The organism is Microbacterium altimontanum (assembly GCF_058349865.2).
Genome location: NZ_JBYRJB020000002.1, coordinates 413498 through 429454, shown reverse-complemented (window position 1 = coordinate 429454; position 15957 = coordinate 413498). Strand labels below are relative to the sequence as shown.

Below are 15957 nucleotides of genomic sequence, written 5' to 3'. Positions count from 1 at the left end.
TCTGCCGTCCTTGCATACCGCCCTGGCGACCCACAGGTGCGCACAGCGCTTGGCTTCTCCGGGTTGAGCAAAATCTCCCTCAATCGGGGGTTTCCCATGAGATGGAAGCGATCCAATTGGGTTCTCCTGTGTGGCGCATCGTGACATATCGGGTTGTGGAATGGGTCGCAGGTGGCTAACTTCCTCTGTAAACCCGCGGCTGGACATTCCGCTGACGGGCCAGACAGAAAGGCTCCTCATGAAGCTCCACACAGCGCTGACCCGAGTGGTGACTGCAACTGCAGTGGTGGCCGCCAGTGTGCTCGCCCTCTCGGCGTGTGCCGGCTCGGCTTCGGGTCCGAGCACCGGATCGAAGACGATCACGGTCATCAACTCCAACGACGCCCCGTTCGCCTTCAATGACAGAGCGGGCAATCTGACCGGCATCGACGGCGACATGATCAATTGGATCGCGAAGAAGAACGGCTGGAAAGTCAAGGTCTTCAACACCGAGTTCAGCACCATGATCGCGGCGTTGAAGGCGAAGAAGGGCGATGTCATCGCGGACGGAATGTACGCGACGGATGAGAGAAAGAAGGAAGTGACCTTCACCGACACCTGGTACACACAGGGTGAAGGCATGGTGGTTCCTGCCGACTCGACGATGACCTCACGCGAGGACGTCAAGGGCAAGGTGGTTGGTGCACAGACCGGAACCACGTTCCAGGAGTGGATCAAGACCCTCGGTCCCTCTGACACCAAGTTCTTCGACTCCCAAGCAGCGCTCGTGCAGGCCGTAGCCAATAAGCAGGTTGACGCCGCCTTCACTGACACCGCCGTGGTCGCTTACAGCCTGGTGCAGAACCCCAACGACAAGGTGAAGCTCGTAGAGCCCTACAAGCCCTACTTCCCGGGCGTGATTGCTGCTGCCGTACGGAAGGACGATTCGGAGCTCCTCAAGGAACTGAACGAAGGGCTGAAGGAGCTGCAGGCCAGCCCCGACTACCTGAAGATCCTCGAGAAGTACGGCCTCACCGACGCGAACGCCGTCGCCAAGTAGCGCTCACGGTGCGGGGCGCTCGCCCGGTGCCCCGCACCCTCAATGAGAGATCATCATGGACTTCATCACCACCACGCTGGGGTACATCCCCGTGCTACTGGCGGCGGTACCGATCGTGCTGTGGCTCGCTCTGGGCGGCATGTTCGTCGGTCTCGTCCTCGGCCTGCTGATCGCGCTGGCCCGCATCTCGAAGAGCAAGATCTTGAACGGCATTGCTGCGTTCTACGTCGAGGTCATCCGAGGGACACCGCTGCTGGTGCAGCTTGTCTACATCTTCTTCGTCTTGCCCGTTTTCGGAGTCAGCATCGACCCGATAACGGCAGGGATTGCCGGCCTGGGTTTGAACTACGCCGCGTATCTGTCGGAGGTATACCGGACCGCGATCCTCTCCGTTGAGCACGGTCAAACCGAGGCGGCGCTGTCGCTCGGCTACACGCCGACGAAGACTCTCTGGCGAATCGTGATTCCGCAGTCATTCATCGTCTCGCTCGGGCCGATCGGCAATTACTTCATCGCCATGGTCAAGGACACTGCTCTGACGTCTGTGATCGCTGTTCCGGAGATCTTGAAGACCGCCAACAATCTGAACAGCCAGACGTTCCAGACCACCGAAATCTACACCGCGGCGGCATTGCTCTACCTGGTCATCAGCCTGCCGCTTTCGAGGCTGGTCATCGGCCTCGAAAGGAGGGCGCGTGCTCGTGTCTGACACTGCCGTCATCAGCATTCAGGGTGTCCACAAGACGTTTATCGTCGGCAAGAAGCCGGGAATCTGGGCCCGAATCTTCCGACGCGGAGTGGATCCGCGTCGACTTGAGGTGCTCAAAGGCGTCGATCTCACTGTCAAGAAGGGGGAGGTCGTCGCGCTCCTAGGCTCCAGCGGCTCTGGCAAGAGCACGTTGTTGCGTTGCATCAACAAGCTCGAAACGGTCGACGTCGGGCGGATTCTCGTCGATGGTCACCTCGTCGGATATACCGATCGTGATGGCACCCTCGTGGAGGAGAAGGCCGTCGCGACAGCGCAAAAGCGCCGTGATATCGGCTTCGTGTTCCAGCATTTCAATCTGTTCTTGAACAAATCTGCCCTCGGCAACGTCATGGCACCGCTCCGTGATGTGAAGAAGATCCCCGAAGCAGAAGCTCGTCGCCTCGCCGAAGAAGCTCTGACACAGGTTGGCCTTGCGGACCGGATGGAGAACTACCCCAGCCGTCTGTCCGGAGGACAGAAGCAGCGCGTCGCCATTGCCCGGGCACTGGCGATGAACCCGTCGGTGATGCTGTTCGATGAACCGACCTCAGCGCTGGATCCGGAACTAGTCGGCGAGGTCCTCTCTGTGATCAAGAAGATCGCAGAGCAAGGCACAACGATGATGATCGTCACCCACGAAATGCAATTCGCCCGGGAGATCGCCGACCGCATCGTCGTGATGGATGAGGGCCGCATCGTCGAGCAGGGGCCGCCGTCTGAGGTGTTCGTAAACCCTCAGCACACGAAGACTCGTGCCCTGCTGCGCCGCTCCGGAGTGCTTAGCACTCCCGAGACAGCAGCCATTGACGCGCTCGACGCCGACCGGCTCGAACGCGATGAGACCAATGGAGCACAAGAGAAGGACGACGCCGCAAGACGCGCGATTCTCGACAGCCCCGCGGCAGGCGTCGTCGAACGACTCGACAACGAATGAACCTAGACCCCGTCAATCAAGAAAGGACAGCGTAGGCCAGAAACATCCCATCAAACACCCCGTATCCAGTCGGCCTATGGGGTGACGGGTTCCGTCCTACCGATTTCACCATGCGCTATTCCACCCCTGTGCTGCAGAGCCTCGAAGGCTCCTACCGGTTCCTCAAGACGCCGCTTGTCGACGCACCAGCCGCACAGCGAGACCCCGCCGTGATCCGCACCGTCACCGAGATGCTCACCGACATCCAGAGCCGTGGCCTCGACGCCGTGCTCGACTACGCTCGCAGGCTCGACAATTACCAGGGCACCGAGATTGAGTTGACGTCGCAGCAGATCGCGAGGAGCGGCGACCGGCTCCCGTCCGACCTGCGAGAGGCGATCGAACTCGGATCGCAGCGCACGAAGGCATTTGCTGCCGCACAGCGCGAGCACCTCACCGACTTCGAAACCGAGCTGGTCCCCGGCCTGATCACCGGAGCTCGGTATGTACCCGTCTCCCGCGTCGGCGCTTACCTCCCGGCCGGTCGGTTCCCGTTGACCGCCTCGGCGTTCATGACCGTCGGTGTCGCAAAGGCGGCCGGCGTTCCCACAGTCGTGGCGTGCACTCCGCCTCAGCCGAACGGAGAGGCAAATGACGCGGTCGTCTATGCTGCGTACCTGTCAGGCGTAGACCGCGTCTTCGTCCTCGGTGGCGTTCAGGCACTCGCTGCGATGGCATACGGCCTGCTCGGTGACCTTCCCGTCGACATGCTCGTCGGCGCGGGAAACGCATTCGTCGCCGAGGCCAAGCGGCAGCTGTTCGGAACAGTAGCGATCGACCTCCTGGCCGGTCCCTCCGAGGTCGCGGTGATCTCCGACGAGACCGCCGACCCGGAGATTGTCGCCGCTGACTTGCTGGGGCAGTCCGAGCACGGGCCTACCTCACCGGCCGCGCTAGTCACGACGTCCGAGGAGCATGGACGCGCCGTAATCGAAGCCGTCGAGCGTCAACTCGGTGGCCTGTCCACGGAGCCGATCGCGGGCCCGGCCTGGCGTGACTACGGTACGGTCACAGTCGCTCGGGATCGCGAGACCGCGGCCGTGCTGATGGACGATCTGGCTCCCGAACACCTGGAGATCATCACCGCCGACGACCAGTGGTACCACGACCGCCTCCGCAACTACGGCTCCATCTTCCTCGGCCCCTGGAGCACGGTCGCCTACTCCGACAAAGGCATGGCAGGTACCAATCACGTCCTACCAACTGCCGGCGGGGCGAAGCACAGCGCCGGCCTGTCCGTCTCCCGGTTCCTCAAGCCACTGACGTATCAGCGCGTCACACGTGAGGCGACCCCTGTCTTGGCGAACGCGGTGCAGGTCATCTCGGACTCAGAGGGCATGGCCGCTCACAGCGCAACGGCAACGCGGCGCTTGGCAAGCTACGAGGACTACGCCGAGACCAAGTGATGTGGCGGGTGCGCAGGGCCATCGCGATCTCCGCACCCGCCTCATCGGCGCGAACTCCCTGAGAAGCGACGATGAAGTCCGCGCCCATAGCGGAACACGGCACCGTTGGTACTCGGGACACCGTGAGGCTCGCGTCACCAGAATCGATCACTCACTCGATGGTCATCCTCGAGACCGAAGGTCATCCACTCCGCGAATTGCGGCCATTCTCGGCCGGGCCGTGCCGATCGAGCGGATCTGGTCCGTGGTCTGATCGGACCAGGTTCAGCCGAACAGCCGCTTGGCGAACCGGCTGACGGCGGGGACCCGGTCGCTGAGCAGGCGACCGCCGACGGCGAACGCCGTGGGCGCATACGGATGGAAGCGGATGTTCGTGGACTCGGGCGCCGAGCCGAACAGCCGAACCAGAACGGGCGTGAGCGCTGCCGCAGTCTTCCGACATTGCCGCGCGCTCAGGTACCAGTCGGTGAGTTCCACCGTGACGTCGGGCCGGTCGGTGCCGGAGGCGACACCTCCGATGAAGAGCTCCTCATCGCTGTGCGGCGTGGAGTGGATCGTGGTGCGCGAACGGATGTCGTCCGCACTGGGACCGCGGAGCGGCGTGAAGAGGCCGACGACCGCGGCCGTCAACTCGACCGCGATCTCCCTTCGCCGCTCGGCGGACAGCGGAGGACACGGCACTCGCAGATAGGGCGTGGGTTCAGCATCCCATCGGGTCAGGTGTCTGGTGTGTTCACCAGGTGAGCGGATCCAGCGCCTGATAGAACCAGAGACGCTCATGGTCCAGCGCCACTCGGTAGCGCCGCGCGAAGTCCTGATCAGCCGCCCGTGCGGCGGATCGGTCGCGCCACGTTTCGCGTGAGTTTCCGAGGAGCAGGGCGAAATCGGCGTAGGGGTCGGCGAGGCCGAGGCGTCCGTGTCGGGGTCGATCACGATGTTGGGCAGGCACAGATCCCCATGGCATACCGCGAGATCGGCATCCTCTTGTGATCCGCGCTCCGCCAGCTGTGCCTCCAGAATGCCGATGATGCGTCGGGGCGGTGTGCTCTGCAGTGCTTCGGGGACGAACTCAACATGCACACGGCCCTCGTCGACGACCCTCCTCGCGATCTCCATCTTCGCGTCAAATCGCATGTCGAATGGGCAGTCGTCGACCGGCAGGTCGTGCAGTTCGCGGAGACGGTCAGCGATCGACCGCCAGGCGCGCCGAAGAGCGTCGGCGTCCACGCGATCCGCTGAGACTCCACGCACCGCGGTCGTCATCAGAGATGCGCCGTCGGCTGTGGAGTGCCAGTCGATCACGCGGGCACCGGGCAGACCGACGCGCTCCAACCAGATGATCCGGTCCCGTTCAGCCGCAAGCTCGGCAGCCGAGCGCGCCGGAACCACCTTGACGAATCGTTGCCGGGCGGCATCGTGGAACACTGCGGCCCCAGACTCGCCGCTTCCTGCCGGCACCCAATCCGAGCGGTTCACACCGACGCTGCGGAGAAGATGGTCGACGTCGGACACATCTTGATCATGCCCTGGCGCATGACCGATGTCACCTCATCAGCGGGATGCCGCCACTCTTTGGGGGCTGACGGGAATCGAACCCGCGCTGTCTGCTTGGGAAGATGGTTCAGGGCACCTCGCGTGAGTGTGGGGTCTGCCCCGAGTCTTGTTGACAGTCGGGGTTTGGGGTGATCAGGCCGCTTCTGCGTCCTTGTAGATCATCTCAAACTCGGCGGGGGTGAGTTTGCCGAGGCCGCGCTGCCGGCGTCGGCGGTTGTACTTCGTCTCGATCCAGGTGACCATCGCGAGGCGGAGATCGGCGCGGGTGTCCCAGCGTCTCGTGTTGAGTACGTTCTTCTGGAGGAGACTGAAGAAGCTCTCCATACTCGCGTTGTCGCCGGCGCCGTAAGACCTGCCCATGGAGCCGACCAGCCCGTTGTTGCGGAGCAGGTTCTGGGTGCGTTTCGCGCGGAACTGGCCGCCTCTGTCGGGGTGGCAGATCGTGCCGTCAGGTGAGCGCAACGCGATCGCGTTGCGCATCGCCGCGCGGGCGAGAGATGACTTCATGCGGGTGTCGATGGAGTAACCGACGATCTTGTTCGACCAGACGTCTTTGATCGCGCAGATGTAGAGCTTGCCTTCTCTGGTCGGGTGTTCCGAGATGTCCCAGAGCCAGACCTTGTTCGCCCCGTCGGCGATGAACTCGTGCCGGATGACGCCGTGCTCGTCGATGACCGCGAGGAGGTCATCGTGCGGCGCAGGTCCCGTGCTGCCGGGCTTGCTGCGCTTGCGGTGGTGCGACGCGTGGATCCCCGCGATCCGGCACAACCGATGCACTCGGTTCTCGCTCGCGGTGATTCCGTGCTCGCTCTCGAGCTCGTCGGTGAGGAACCGGTACCCGAGCGTGACGTCGTCGGCATGGAGGTCGTAGAGCACATCGATCAGGTGCGCGTCGTCCCAGTCCCGCTGGGAGACCGGGTCTTTGAGCCACTGGTAGTACCCCTGCCTGGACAGGCCGAGGACCCGCAACGCCACCGCGACCGGCACCCTCATGGGAGCGCCGGCCGCAGCCATCTCGTGGACGAGCGGGAAGACTATTTTCCCGGCAGGTTCGCCTGCGACAGATACGCCGCGGCCCGCCGCAGCACCTCGTTCTCCTGCTCCAACAGCCGGACCCGCTTATTCGCCTCACGCAGCTGCTTGCGTTCGTCGTCGGTCAGGCCGGCACGCTTGCCGTCCTCGACGTCGGCCTGCTTCATCCAGTTGCTCAACGAGCCTTCGGAGATACCGAAGTCCTTCGCGATCTGCGCCAGCGGCGCTTGACCCTTCCGGGCCACGGCCACGACATCATCGCGGAACTCTCGGGGATAGGGCTTTGCCACAAGAACATCCTTCCAGCGAGGACGAATCCTCACAGTTCAGATGTCAACCAAACTCGGGGCAGACCCATCGCCTCAACTCAGGTGTCCGGGAAACCGGGTCAGGCTCCGAGCCAGTACTGCCCGCGTGAGCAGATCACGTCGAGCTGGGGGCAATCTGGCTCGACTCGTGCTCTAGTGTCGTGCCTATGCTGATGTCTTTCGTGGATGAGGCTGGGGACCGCGGCATTGGCCAGAAGTCGTCGACGTATTTCATCATGGGCGCTGTCACTGCTGATGAGACAGCACGCCAGAACCTCGCACGCGCGGTCGCCCTGATCAAGGAAAAGTTCGGCGTCCCACTCAAGACGCCCCTGCACTGGGTGAACCATTGCCGCGAGTTTCGGAAGCGGCAGTTCGTCGCGCGAACGCTCGCCCAAGTGCAAGGTGTTCAGCTCAACTTCGTAGTGTTCAAGAAGGCGACCATTCCGACCACTTCGGGCATCGGATCGGATCACCGGACGTTCTACAACTACGCGGCCGGCGTGCTGCTCGACAGAATCCTGCTCGGCGCTGAGTACTGGCCGGGCGGCCGTCAGCAGGTGCGAGTGTTCTTCGGTCACGTACGCGGCTTTGATCACCAGAAGACCCTCGAGTACTTTGCGTTGCACAGTCGCCGGCACAGCTACGCAGACAGGTCCCTGCTGGCTACGACACCGAAGTTCATTGCAACGGCGCAGAACTCCGGCGTGCAGGCTGCGGATCAGTATGTCGGCATGCTGCGCGCGGCGATCCGAGAGGACGAGTATGGCGGCTACGAGGAAGGTCACCTGATGCAGATCCGGCATCAAATCCGGCGTGGTCCAGGGAACCAAGCGGTGAACTACGGTCTGAAGTGCTTCGCAGAGCCGGGGTTCCCGATGAGCCTGCCGTGGGTTATAGGCAGAAAAGAGTGGATGGGATCTCGATCTAGCCGCGTGATTCTGCGGTGATCGGGGGATCGTCATGGTCGGCGACCCTTGGCTGTGGACCTTCCCTCGAACTCGGCCTCATGTCTGGTATGCGGATCCCGGCTGGTGAAGAACGGCCGCCATCCCTCGGGAACGCAACGGTGGCGGTGTCGCGAGTGCGGCGCATCGTCAACCCGACGCCGAACGGATGACGCCCAGCGTAAGCAGCTGCACCGGTTCCTTCGCCGGCTGACCGGGAAGAACACGCAGGCTGAGGCCGGTGGCGGCACCGGCCGCTCGTTCCGGCACGAGACCGCATGGTGCTGGGATCTGCAGCCCCGAATGCCGGTCACCGGCGAAGTCCACGACGCGATCCTCGTCGACGGGATCTGGATCGGATCCTGGTGCCTTCTGATCGCCCTCTCCGATACCGGACACGTGATCGCCTGGCAGTGGTCCGGTGGGGAGTCCACCGCCGGCCTGGGAGGCGCTGTTCGAGCAGATCCCGCCACCCGAGGTCGTCGTCACCGACGGGGGCACCGGCATCCGCTCCGCCCTCGCCCGCGCCTGGCCCGGCACCGTCGTGCAACGGTGCATCTTCCATCTGCAGATGAACGTGACCCGCGAACTGACCAGGAGCCCGCGACTCAAGGCCGGGCGCGCACTGCGACAGATCGCGATGCAGCTCAGCGACGTGCACGACGTCGATGCCGCGATCACCTGGCGGTTGCTGCTCGAGGCATGGTGGCAGCAGTTCGGGCACCTCACAAAGGAGCGCACTCTCTACGACAACGGCCAGTTCGGATTCACCCACCTCCGGCTCCGCAAGGCCTGGGCGATCCTTCACCGGGCCGCTGAAGCCGGACACGTGTTCACGTTCCTCGAGCACGGGAACCCGCGGACCACATCCCCGCTCGAGGGCGGGATCAACGCACAGATCCGACACCTGCTGCGCCACCACCGCGGGATGAGCATCGAGCATCGCCGCCGCGCCGTCGAGTGGTTCCTGCTCCTCAAAGAAGTACCGCTCAGCCGCGCCCACCAGCACGCCGACCCGCCACAAACGAAAGCGCCCTCACCGGCCGCGAACGACACCGACGGACCAGCCCTCTACGACACCGGCCTCGACGCACGCGAAGGACTCTGGCTCAGAACAGGATGGGCAGGACGAGCACGACAGACATGACACGCCCGAGCCATCCACTGTTTCTTGCCGATAACCCGGGAATCGTCCCCACGGCCCCTCCACCCCCCGGCTGCGCCGGCGCGCGGAGCCTCCGGCCGCGGGGGCCCACCCGAAGCAGATCGGTTCCGACGGCAACCACGCAGAAGCTCCGATGCACCGCCTGCGGCGGCACCTCGGAGCTTTGGAGGGGCTGACGGGAATCGAACCCGCGCTGTCTGCTTGGGAAGCAGAAGTTCTGCCATTGAACTACAGCCCCACGCGCGCAAAGGCGCGCCCGGCCAGCATAACAGGCCCGCTCGAGCTCACGCCGACTGCGACGCCCGCGCCAGAATGGGGCAGTCACCGACAGACGGGGGATGGATGTGGCGATCGACCTACCCGATCTGAGCGGCAAGACGGCCCTCATCACGGGAGCCAGCGACGGAGTCGGCGTCGAGATCGCGCGCGGGCTCGCCGCATCCGGCGCCCGGCTGCTTCTACCCGTGCGCAACCGCGCCAAGGGCGACACCGCCGTCGCCCGCATCCACCAGGCCGTGCCCGACGCGGTCGTCGAGCTGCGCGACCTCGATCTCGCCCGCCTCGCATCCGTCCGCCGTCTCGTCGACGACCTCGCCCCCGAACCGATCGACATCTTCGTCGCCAACGGCGGCGTCGTCCTCCCCGGCGACCGCACCCGCCACCTCACGAGCGATGGCTACGAGCTGCACTTCCAGACGAACTTCCTCGGCCACGCGCTCCTGACTCGCGGCATCCTGGCGCAGCTGCGCGCCACCCACGCCCACGTCGCGTTCCAGATCAGCATCGATGCCGCGCCGTCGCGCATCCGCTGGGACGACCTGCAGCTCCACCACCGCTACGGCGCCCTCCGCGCCTACGGGCAGGCGAAGCTCGCACTCGGCCTGTTCGGCCTCGAGCTCGCCCGACGCGAACCCGACCTGCACGTGCGGCTGTGCCATCCCGGCATCGCCCCCGACACGGCGATCGCCGACCCGATCCGGCGTCTGTTGCCGTCCGCCGTCGTCGGCTCGGCTGTCCGCCACCTCGGCAACTCGCGGCGCCAGGCCGCCGAACCGGCTCTGCGCGCCGTCACGACAGACACCGCCTCCGGCGGCCTGTTCGGCCCCTCCGGTCTGCTCCAGCTCGCCGGTCCGCCCCGGCAGCTGCACCCGTTCCGCGCCCTCCGCGACGACGCGGAGGCGCGGCGCGTCTGGGAGCTCGCCGCCCTCCTCGATCGCTGAGACGGGGTCGGACACGCCGGACAAGAATGACACTTGCCGCGAACCGCCGCTGCCGCCACAATATGAGAGAACCATCATCGTCGCGCCGGTGGGCGCGAACCGCGTTCTGGGGAGTTCGCGCGGATGGTCGGCCATGGGAACTGGGGGATGACATGACCATCGAGCACGCGCACGACAGCCTGCCTGCCGGCTGGTACCGCGACGGCGACCCGACGCAGCTGCGCTGGTGGGACGGCACCGCCTGGACCGATCGCGTCAAGGCAGCCGTCGCACTCACCCCGTCCGCTCCGCGCAGCGCGCGCATGATGCCCCTCCCCGTCGAGACGTCGCTCCTCGAGCGCAATCGCATCGCCCTGACCGCGCTCATCATCGCGATCGCCGCCCTCGCCGTGGTGGCCGCGGCCTGGCTCGTTCCGACGCCGACCTGGCTCCTGCCGGTCGTCGCGCTCGGCGGCGGCATCCTGTCCCTCGCTCTCGGCGTGAGCGGCGGCCGCCGCGCGGTGCGCATCGCGACCGGTCGCAACGAGGCCATGATCGCCACGGCGCTGAGCGTCGTGCTCGTGATCGTCGGCCTCGGCACCGTCATCCTCCGCCTGATGGCGGCCGGTCAACTCGGCTGAACGACACCCGGCGCGGCGCCGCGACCCGGCGCCGGTAGGCTGACCTCGTGCTGCTCAGCGACCGCGACATCCGCCGGGAGATCACCGAGGCGCGCATCGCGCTCGACCCCTGGGACCCCGCGATGGTCCAGCCGTCGAGCGTCGACGTCAGGCTCGACCGCTACTTCCGGCTCTTCGACAACCACAAGTACCCGTTCATCGACCCTGCCGAGGATCAGCCCGATCTCACCCACCTCATCGAGGTGGCGCCGGATGAGCCCTTCGTGCTCCACCCCGGCGAGTTCGCGCTGGGCTCGACATTCGAGCAGGTGACACTGCCCGACGACATCGCCGCGCGGCTCGAAGGCAAGTCCTCGCTCGGCCGCCTGGGCCTGCTCACCCACTCCACGGCAGGCTTCATCGATCCGGGGTTCTCCGGACACGTCACGCTCGAGCTGTCGAACGTCGCCACCCTGCCGATCAAGCTGTGGCCGGGCATGAAGATCGGCCAGCTCTGCTTCTTCCGCCTCACGTCGTCGGCCGAGTCGCCGTACGGCGCGGGTCAGTACGGCAACCGGTACCAGGGCCAGCGCGGGCCCACCGCATCCCGCTCGTTCCAGAACTTCCATGTGACGGATGTCGGGACCAGCGACGCGGGTTCCCTCGGCCGCTGACCTCCCACCGGGGAGCGCGACGCGCTACGGCACGCTGACGTGCACGCCGGACTTCGACCAGACCAGCGGCGCGACATTCATGCCGCGGTAGATGTGGTCGGCGGCCCACGAATGGAACACGAGGACGTCGCCGTGGTCGGTCGTCACCACGTCCTGACCGCCGGGTCCCTCCCATCGGCCGCCGCTCTCCGCGATCGAAACGACCGGCGTCTTCTGCTTCGTGTAGGGCCCGAAGAGCGAGTCGGACGTCGCCGCGCCCACGGCGTACGACGCACTCGCGTAGTCGTTCGCCGAGTAGAAGAGGACGTACTCGTCGTCGTGGCGGATGAGGGTCGGCGCCTCGACGAGGTTCCCCTCCCACTCCTCCGTCTGCTTGATGATGCGCTTCGCGGGCGCCGCCAGGGTCAGGCCGTCGGGGTCGAGCGGGGCGATCTCGATCCACGTGTCGAGCCCGCAGCAATTGCCGTCGGTCTTGAACAGCAGATACCGCGTTCCGTCGGCGTCGACGAACGTGCTCGGGTCGATCGAGCCGCCGGCATCGAGGGTGCAGACGATCGGCTTGTCGGATGCCGGCGCGAACGTGCCGTCGAGCGACGGCGCCGTCGCCACCCCGATGCACTGGCGGCCCGAGTCGGTGTGCTCTGCGGTGAAGTACATCACCGCCCGTCCGCCGAACTCGGAGACGTCGGGCGCCCACGTGCGCCCCTTCGACGCCCACGCCGGCAGCTCGGGCAGTGCGTCGCGCTGCTCGACGGTCCACGTCTTCAGGTCGGAGGATGACGCGACCTGGATGTTCTCGCCGAAGGAGTTCGTCGCGAACGCCAGGTAGCCGGATTGCGTCGCCACCACGTCTGGGTCGGGAAAGTCGGCATCGATCGCGAAGGCGGGAGCCGACGCATCCGTCGCCGAAGGCGTGTTCGCCGGCTGCCCGGCGGAGCACCCGGCGAACCCCAGCGCACCGGCCACGAGCGTTGCCGCAGCCGTTGCGCCGAGCACGGCGCGCGGCATGGTCATCCCTTCACCGCGGCGCCCGCCACCGAGTCGACGATCTGGCGCTGCGCGATGCCGAACAGGATCAGCACCGGCACCGAGGCGATCACCGCGCCGGCCATCACGATGGCGAAGTGCGTGCGATACGCGCCCTGCAGCATGGCGAGGCCGGGCTGCAGCGTCATGTTCTCGGGCGACAGCAGCACGTACACCGGCCAGAGGAAGTCGTTCCAGTTGTTCAGGAACGACAGCACGGCGAGGGTCGCGAGGGCCGGGCGCGCGAGCGGGAGCACGACCTGCAGGAAGATCCGGAAGTCGCCGGCGCCGTCGATGCGCGCGGCCTCTTCGATCTCCACGGGCAGCCCGACGAAGAACTGCCGCAGGAAGAAGATGCCGAACGCGCCGGCAGCGCCCGGCACCGTGATCGCCAGGATCGTGTCGAGCCAGCCGAGGTTCTGCACGATGAGGTAGTTCGGGATGAGGAACACGACCGGCGGCACGAGCAGCGTCGAGATGATGACGCCGAACACGATCTTCTTGCCCGCGAAGTCGAGCCGGGCGAGCGCGTACGCGCCCATCGACGCGGTGACGAGGATCAGGATCGTCTGCACGCTTGCCGCGGCGAAGCTGTTCCACAGCCACAGGAGGATCGGCTGCTGCCCGCTGGCCAGCGTGACGTACGCGTCGAGGGAGATCGGGTTCGGCAGCGAGTAGGGGTTCCGCACGGCATCCGCATCCGTCTTGAACGACGTGATCAGCGTCCACACGAGGGGCAGCACGATCAGCAGGGCGAGCGCGATCAGCACGATGTAGAGGATCGTGGTGGCGGTGACGCGGCGGGCGGCGGGGCGGCGGCCGGGGACGTCGATGACGGCGCTCATGCGATGGCCTTCTCCTGGCGCTCCCGCTGCACGCGGAAGTTGATGATGCTGATGATGGCGAGGAACGCGAACAGGATGTAGCTCATAGCCGAGGCCGCCGCCATGTTGTTCTGCGACAGACCCTGGTCGGCGATGTACATGATCGCGGTGCGGGTCGCATTGCCCGGGCCGCCGTTGGTGAGCAGATACGACTGGCCGAACATGTTCGCCGAGGCGAGCACCGTGGTCGTCGTGATGAACAGCATCACCGGACGCAGCCCGGGCAGCGTCACGTTGAAGAACGAGCGAACGGCGCCGGCGCCGTCGATCGCGGCGGCCTCGTACAGGTCGCGGTTGATGCCCTTCAGCCCGGCGAGGAAGATCACGGTGTTCAGCCCCATCGTCCACCACACCGTGACGGCCATGAGAGAGACCCACACCCAGGGCACGTCAACGAGCCAGGGGATGTTGCCGGGGAGGCCGAGGAACGACAGCAGGTGGTTGAGGATGCCGGACTGCGTGTCGAGGATGTAACCCCAGATCAGGCCGACGACGGCGACGCCGAGCACATACGGGGCGAAGAAGATCGTGCGGAACACGCCGCCGCCGCGGATGCGGCGGTTCAGGAGGACGGCGATCAGGAGCGGGACGACCACGAGGAACGGGACGCTCGCGAGGGTGAAGATGCCGGTCGCGCCCATCGAGCGCCAGAAATCGCCCGACGTCGTCGTGCCGGGCGTGAACAGGTTGATGTAGTTCTGCAGCCCGATGAAGTGCTGCACGTCGCGGAACGGGCTCCAGTCGGTGAGGCTGATCCACAGGCCGAAGACGGCCGGGGCGACGACGAACGTGAGGAACAGGACGAGGAAGGGCGCCAGGAACAGGTAGGCCGTGAGCGTCCTGCGGCGCGGGGCGGGACGCGAGCGGCGCCCGTCGCGCCCGACGACCGGAGCGGCCGCGGGTGCGACGGGCGCGACGACGGCGTCAGTCGCCATACTTCGCCTGGTTCTGCTTGAGGATCTGGTCGGCCTTCGCCTTCGCGTCGTCGAGAGCCTGCTGCGGGCTCTTCTTGCCGGTCAACGCCTCGCTGAGGGCCGTGGTGATCAGCGCGTTGGCCTCGTTGATGCCCGGCGCCACGGTCTCGTAGTGCGCGTAGTCGAGCTCGCCGATGAACGGCTTCAGGTCCGGGTACTTCTGGACCAGCGACGGGTCGTTGCGCACCGAGTTGGCGCCGGGGAGCTCACCGGTCGAGGCCCAGTCGGCGGAGTTGTCGTTCATCCACTTGACGAACACCGCCGCCGCCTGGGTCTTGTTCTTGTCCTGCCCCTTGTTGGCGGGGAACACCCAGTGCGTCGAGCTCGACCAGACCGCCTTCTGCGTGCCGATCTGCGGGACGGGAGCCGCGGCCCAGTTCAGCCCCTTGAACGCGTCGTTGGTGGTCTGCCAGACGCCGTTCCAGTTGAACGCCGTCTTGCCGGCCAGCAGCGCCTTGATATTGCCGTCCTGCGCGACGTTCGCCGGGCTGTACCCCTTCTTCACGAGGTCGGTCATCCAGGTGAGCGCCTTGACGCCGGCCTCGGAGTTGAACGTCGCCTCGGTGACGTCCTTGTTGTAGAGGTCGCCGCCGAACTGCCACACGAGGCTCTCGAACTCGAACGTGCCGGTGAAGACGAAGCCGTCGACCCATTCGCCCTGCACTCCCGCTGCCTTCAGCTTGTCGAGCGCGGCGAGGTAGGACGCCTGATCGGTCGGGATGTCGGTGACCCCGCCCTTCGCCATCACGTCCTTGTTGACGTACAGGCCGAGGGGCGTCACGCTCCACGGCACGGCGTACTGGGCGCCCTTGTAGTTGCCCTTGTCGAAGACGCCCGGCGGGAAGTCGTCGGCGCCGTAGCCCAGGTTCTTCACGATGTCGTCGGCCTTGAGCAGCAGGCGCTGGGCGGCGTACGTGGCGAGGTCGTCGCCGTGCAGGACCGCGACATCCGGTCCCCTCCCCGCCTTGATGGCCAGCGGCATCTTCGACGCGATGTCGGCCCATTCCTGCGGGACGTCCTTCACGACGATGTTCTTGTGCTCCGAGTTGAACTTCTGGATCATCTTCGGCACGAGCACGGGAGCCGCGCCGCCGGTCCAGCCGTTCCAGAACGTGATCTCGACCTTGGGGCCGTCGTACGAGCCTCCGCCTGACACGGCATCTCCGCCACCACCGCCGGATCCACCGCCGGCACAGCCGGCCATGCCGATTCCGACCGCCAGGGCGAGACCGAGGGCGAGGCCCCGACTCACTGCCTTCTTCATGTGATCGCTCTCCTTCGAGTGAGGGTCCCGGCGCGGATGGCTGCCATCGTCCACGCTGCGTTGACCGCGAATTTACAGCGCTAGAATTTTGCTGTCAAGCATCGGATCGGTAACGCAGCGGTACTAGGGTCGAGCCGAGCGCAG

The 15957-nt window shown here is 65.9% G+C and carries 16 protein-coding genes, 1 tRNA gene and 2 pseudogenes; 10 read left to right on the top strand and 9 right to left on the bottom strand.

Annotated features, from left to right (window positions below; genetic code table 11):
- Positions 1-238: 238 nt before the first annotated feature.
- From AC3RX1_RS04260 to hisD, 4 genes are all read left to right on the top strand, one after another.
- Entirely contained in the window at positions 239-1039 is an 801-nt protein-coding gene (locus AC3RX1_RS04260; protein WP_491500001.1) for an ABC transporter substrate-binding protein, read from the top strand.
- Between the two features lie 55 nt (positions 1040-1094).
- On the top strand, positions 1095-1748 hold the full coding sequence (locus AC3RX1_RS04255) for an amino acid ABC transporter permease (RefSeq protein WP_491500000.1): 654 nt from the start codon (positions 1095-1097) through the stop codon (positions 1746-1748).
- Positions 1741-2721 carry an amino acid ABC transporter ATP-binding protein gene (locus AC3RX1_RS04250; RefSeq protein ID WP_498239100.1) on the top strand — a complete coding sequence of 327 codons (981 nt, stop codon included), beginning with the start codon at positions 1741-1743 and terminating at the stop codon, positions 2719-2721. The genes AC3RX1_RS04255 and AC3RX1_RS04250 overlap by 8 nt, the downstream gene beginning before the upstream one ends.
- Positions 2722-2831: 110 nt before the next feature.
- Complete coding sequence (hisD, locus tag AC3RX1_RS04245; RefSeq protein WP_491499998.1) at positions 2832-4166, top strand: histidinol dehydrogenase; 1335 nt, start codon at positions 2832-2834, stop codon at positions 4164-4166.
- A 264-nt stretch (positions 4167-4430) separates the two neighbouring features.
- On the opposite strand, the gene AC3RX1_RS04240 is transcribed toward hisD, so the two are convergent.
- The 3 genes and pseudogenes from AC3RX1_RS04240 to AC3RX1_RS04230 form a co-directional block, all read right to left on the bottom strand.
- Positions 4431-4796 carry a tautomerase family protein gene (locus tag AC3RX1_RS04240; RefSeq protein WP_491499997.1) on the bottom strand — a complete coding sequence of 122 codons (366 nt, stop codon included), beginning with the start codon at positions 4794-4796 and terminating at the stop codon, positions 4431-4433.
- Positions 4797-4899: 103 nt separating this feature from the next.
- Positions 4900-5678 (bottom strand): annotated as a pseudogene (locus AC3RX1_RS04235) (phosphotransferase).
- 174 nt (positions 5679-5852) lie between these two features.
- Positions 5853-7042 (bottom strand): IS3 family transposase gene (locus tag AC3RX1_RS04230; protein ID WP_491499996.1). Its coding sequence is split into 2 segments (ribosomal slippage): positions 5853-6761 and positions 6764-7042, totalling 1188 coding nucleotides; the frame shifts between segments, so codons are not numbered across the junction.
- 185 nt (positions 7043-7227) lie between these two features.
- Between AC3RX1_RS04230 and AC3RX1_RS04225 the strand changes: the two genes are divergently transcribed.
- Together AC3RX1_RS04225 and AC3RX1_RS04220 are read left to right on the top strand one after the other, a co-directional pair.
- Positions 7228-8010: a DUF3800 domain-containing protein gene (locus AC3RX1_RS04225; RefSeq protein WP_491499995.1), complete on the top strand. Its 783-nt coding sequence runs from the start codon at positions 7228-7230 to the stop codon at positions 8008-8010.
- 33 nt (positions 8011-8043) lie between these two features.
- Positions 8044-8145, top strand: a pseudogene (locus tag AC3RX1_RS04220) (IS1/IS1595 family N-terminal zinc-binding domain-containing protein); the annotation flags it as partial.
- Positions 8146-8157: 12 nt separating this feature from the next.
- Here AC3RX1_RS04220 and AC3RX1_RS04215 read toward each other — a convergent pair.
- Complete coding sequence (locus AC3RX1_RS04215) at positions 8158-8406, bottom strand: hypothetical protein (protein ID WP_491499994.1); 249 nt, start codon at positions 8404-8406, stop codon at positions 8158-8160.
- A gap of 22 nt (positions 8407-8428) precedes the next feature.
- Here AC3RX1_RS04215 and AC3RX1_RS04210 point away from each other — a divergent pair, with 22 nt between their 5' ends.
- A complete protein-coding gene (locus tag AC3RX1_RS04210; RefSeq protein ID WP_491499993.1) occupies positions 8429-9154 on the top strand; it encodes a transposase in 726 nt (241 codons plus the stop codon).
- A gap of 182 nt (positions 9155-9336) precedes the next feature.
- Here the strand turns inward: AC3RX1_RS04210 and AC3RX1_RS04205 are convergent.
- A tRNA-Gly gene (locus AC3RX1_RS04205) sits at positions 9337-9410 on the bottom strand.
- 100 nt (positions 9411-9510) lie between these two features.
- On the opposite strand from AC3RX1_RS04205, the gene AC3RX1_RS04200 reads away from it, so the two are divergent.
- The 3 genes from AC3RX1_RS04200 to dcd all read left to right on the top strand — a co-directional run bounded on the left by AC3RX1_RS04200 (position 9511) and on the right by dcd (position 11665).
- A complete protein-coding gene (locus AC3RX1_RS04200; protein ID WP_491499992.1) occupies positions 9511-10392 on the top strand; it encodes an SDR family NAD(P)-dependent oxidoreductase in 882 nt (293 codons plus the stop codon).
- A 152-nt stretch (positions 10393-10544) separates the two neighbouring features.
- Positions 10545-11012: a DUF2510 domain-containing protein gene (locus AC3RX1_RS04195; protein WP_491499991.1), complete on the top strand. Its 468-nt coding sequence runs from the start codon at positions 10545-10547 to the stop codon at positions 11010-11012.
- 47 nt (positions 11013-11059) lie between these two features.
- A complete protein-coding gene (dcd, locus tag AC3RX1_RS04190; RefSeq protein WP_491499990.1) occupies positions 11060-11665 on the top strand; it encodes a dCTP deaminase in 606 nt (201 codons plus the stop codon).
- Between the two features lie 24 nt (positions 11666-11689).
- Here the strand turns inward: dcd and AC3RX1_RS04185 are convergent, their stop codons facing one another.
- From AC3RX1_RS04185 to AC3RX1_RS04170, 4 genes are read right to left on the bottom strand one after another with little or no spacing between them, the layout of a single operon-like run.
- Positions 11690-12679, bottom strand: a complete 990-nt coding sequence (locus tag AC3RX1_RS04185; RefSeq protein WP_491499989.1) for a glycoside hydrolase family 43 protein — start codon at positions 12677-12679, stop codon at positions 11690-11692.
- The gene (locus tag AC3RX1_RS04180) at positions 12676-13536 is read right to left on the bottom strand and encodes a carbohydrate ABC transporter permease (RefSeq protein ID WP_491499988.1); all 861 of its coding nucleotides are present in this window, start codon (positions 13534-13536) and stop codon (positions 12676-12678) included. The genes AC3RX1_RS04185 and AC3RX1_RS04180 overlap by 4 nt, the downstream gene beginning before the upstream one ends.
- Positions 13533-14510, bottom strand: a complete 978-nt coding sequence (locus AC3RX1_RS04175) for a carbohydrate ABC transporter permease (protein WP_491499987.1) — start codon at positions 14508-14510, stop codon at positions 13533-13535. The genes AC3RX1_RS04180 and AC3RX1_RS04175 overlap by 4 nt, the downstream gene beginning before the upstream one ends.
- The gene (locus AC3RX1_RS04170; RefSeq protein WP_491499986.1) at positions 14500-15813 is read right to left on the bottom strand and encodes an ABC transporter substrate-binding protein; all 1314 of its coding nucleotides are present in this window, start codon (positions 15811-15813) and stop codon (positions 14500-14502) included. Before AC3RX1_RS04170 ends, AC3RX1_RS04175 begins: the two co-directional genes overlap by 11 nt.
- Positions 15814-15957 lie beyond the last annotated feature (144 nt).

Bases quoted from the DNA above. Each gene is read 5' to 3' on its own strand.
- AC3RX1_RS04260 (WP_491500001.1), top strand. From the start codon at position 239: ATGAAGCTCCACACAGCGCTGACCCGAGTGGTGACTGCAACTGCAGTG.
- AC3RX1_RS04255 (WP_491500000.1), top strand. From the start codon at position 1,095: ATGGACTTCATCACCACCACGCTGGGGTACATCCCCGTGCTACTGGCG.
- hisD (WP_491499998.1), top strand. From the start codon at position 2,832: ATGCGCTATTCCACCCCTGTGCTGCAGAGCCTCGAAGGCTCCTACCGG.
- AC3RX1_RS04225 (WP_491499995.1), top strand. From the start codon at position 7,228: ATGCTGATGTCTTTCGTGGATGAGGCTGGGGACCGCGGCATTGGCCAG.
- AC3RX1_RS04200 (WP_491499992.1), top strand. From the start codon at position 9,511: ATGGATGTGGCGATCGACCTACCCGATCTGAGCGGCAAGACGGCCCTC.
- AC3RX1_RS04195 (WP_491499991.1), top strand. From the start codon at position 10,545: ATGACCATCGAGCACGCGCACGACAGCCTGCCTGCCGGCTGGTACCGC.
- AC3RX1_RS04185 (WP_491499989.1), bottom strand. From the start codon at position 12,679: ATGACCATGCCGCGCGCCGTGCTCGGCGCAACGGCTGCGGCAACGCTC.
- AC3RX1_RS04180 (WP_491499988.1), bottom strand. From the start codon at position 13,536: ATGAGCGCCGTCATCGACGTCCCCGGCCGCCGCCCCGCCGCCCGCCGC.
- AC3RX1_RS04175 (WP_491499987.1), bottom strand. From the start codon at position 14,510: ATGGCGACTGACGCCGTCGTCGCGCCCGTCGCACCCGCGGCCGCTCCG.
- AC3RX1_RS04170 (WP_491499986.1), bottom strand. From the start codon at position 15,813: ATGAAGAAGGCAGTGAGTCGGGGCCTCGCCCTCGGTCTCGCCCTGGCG.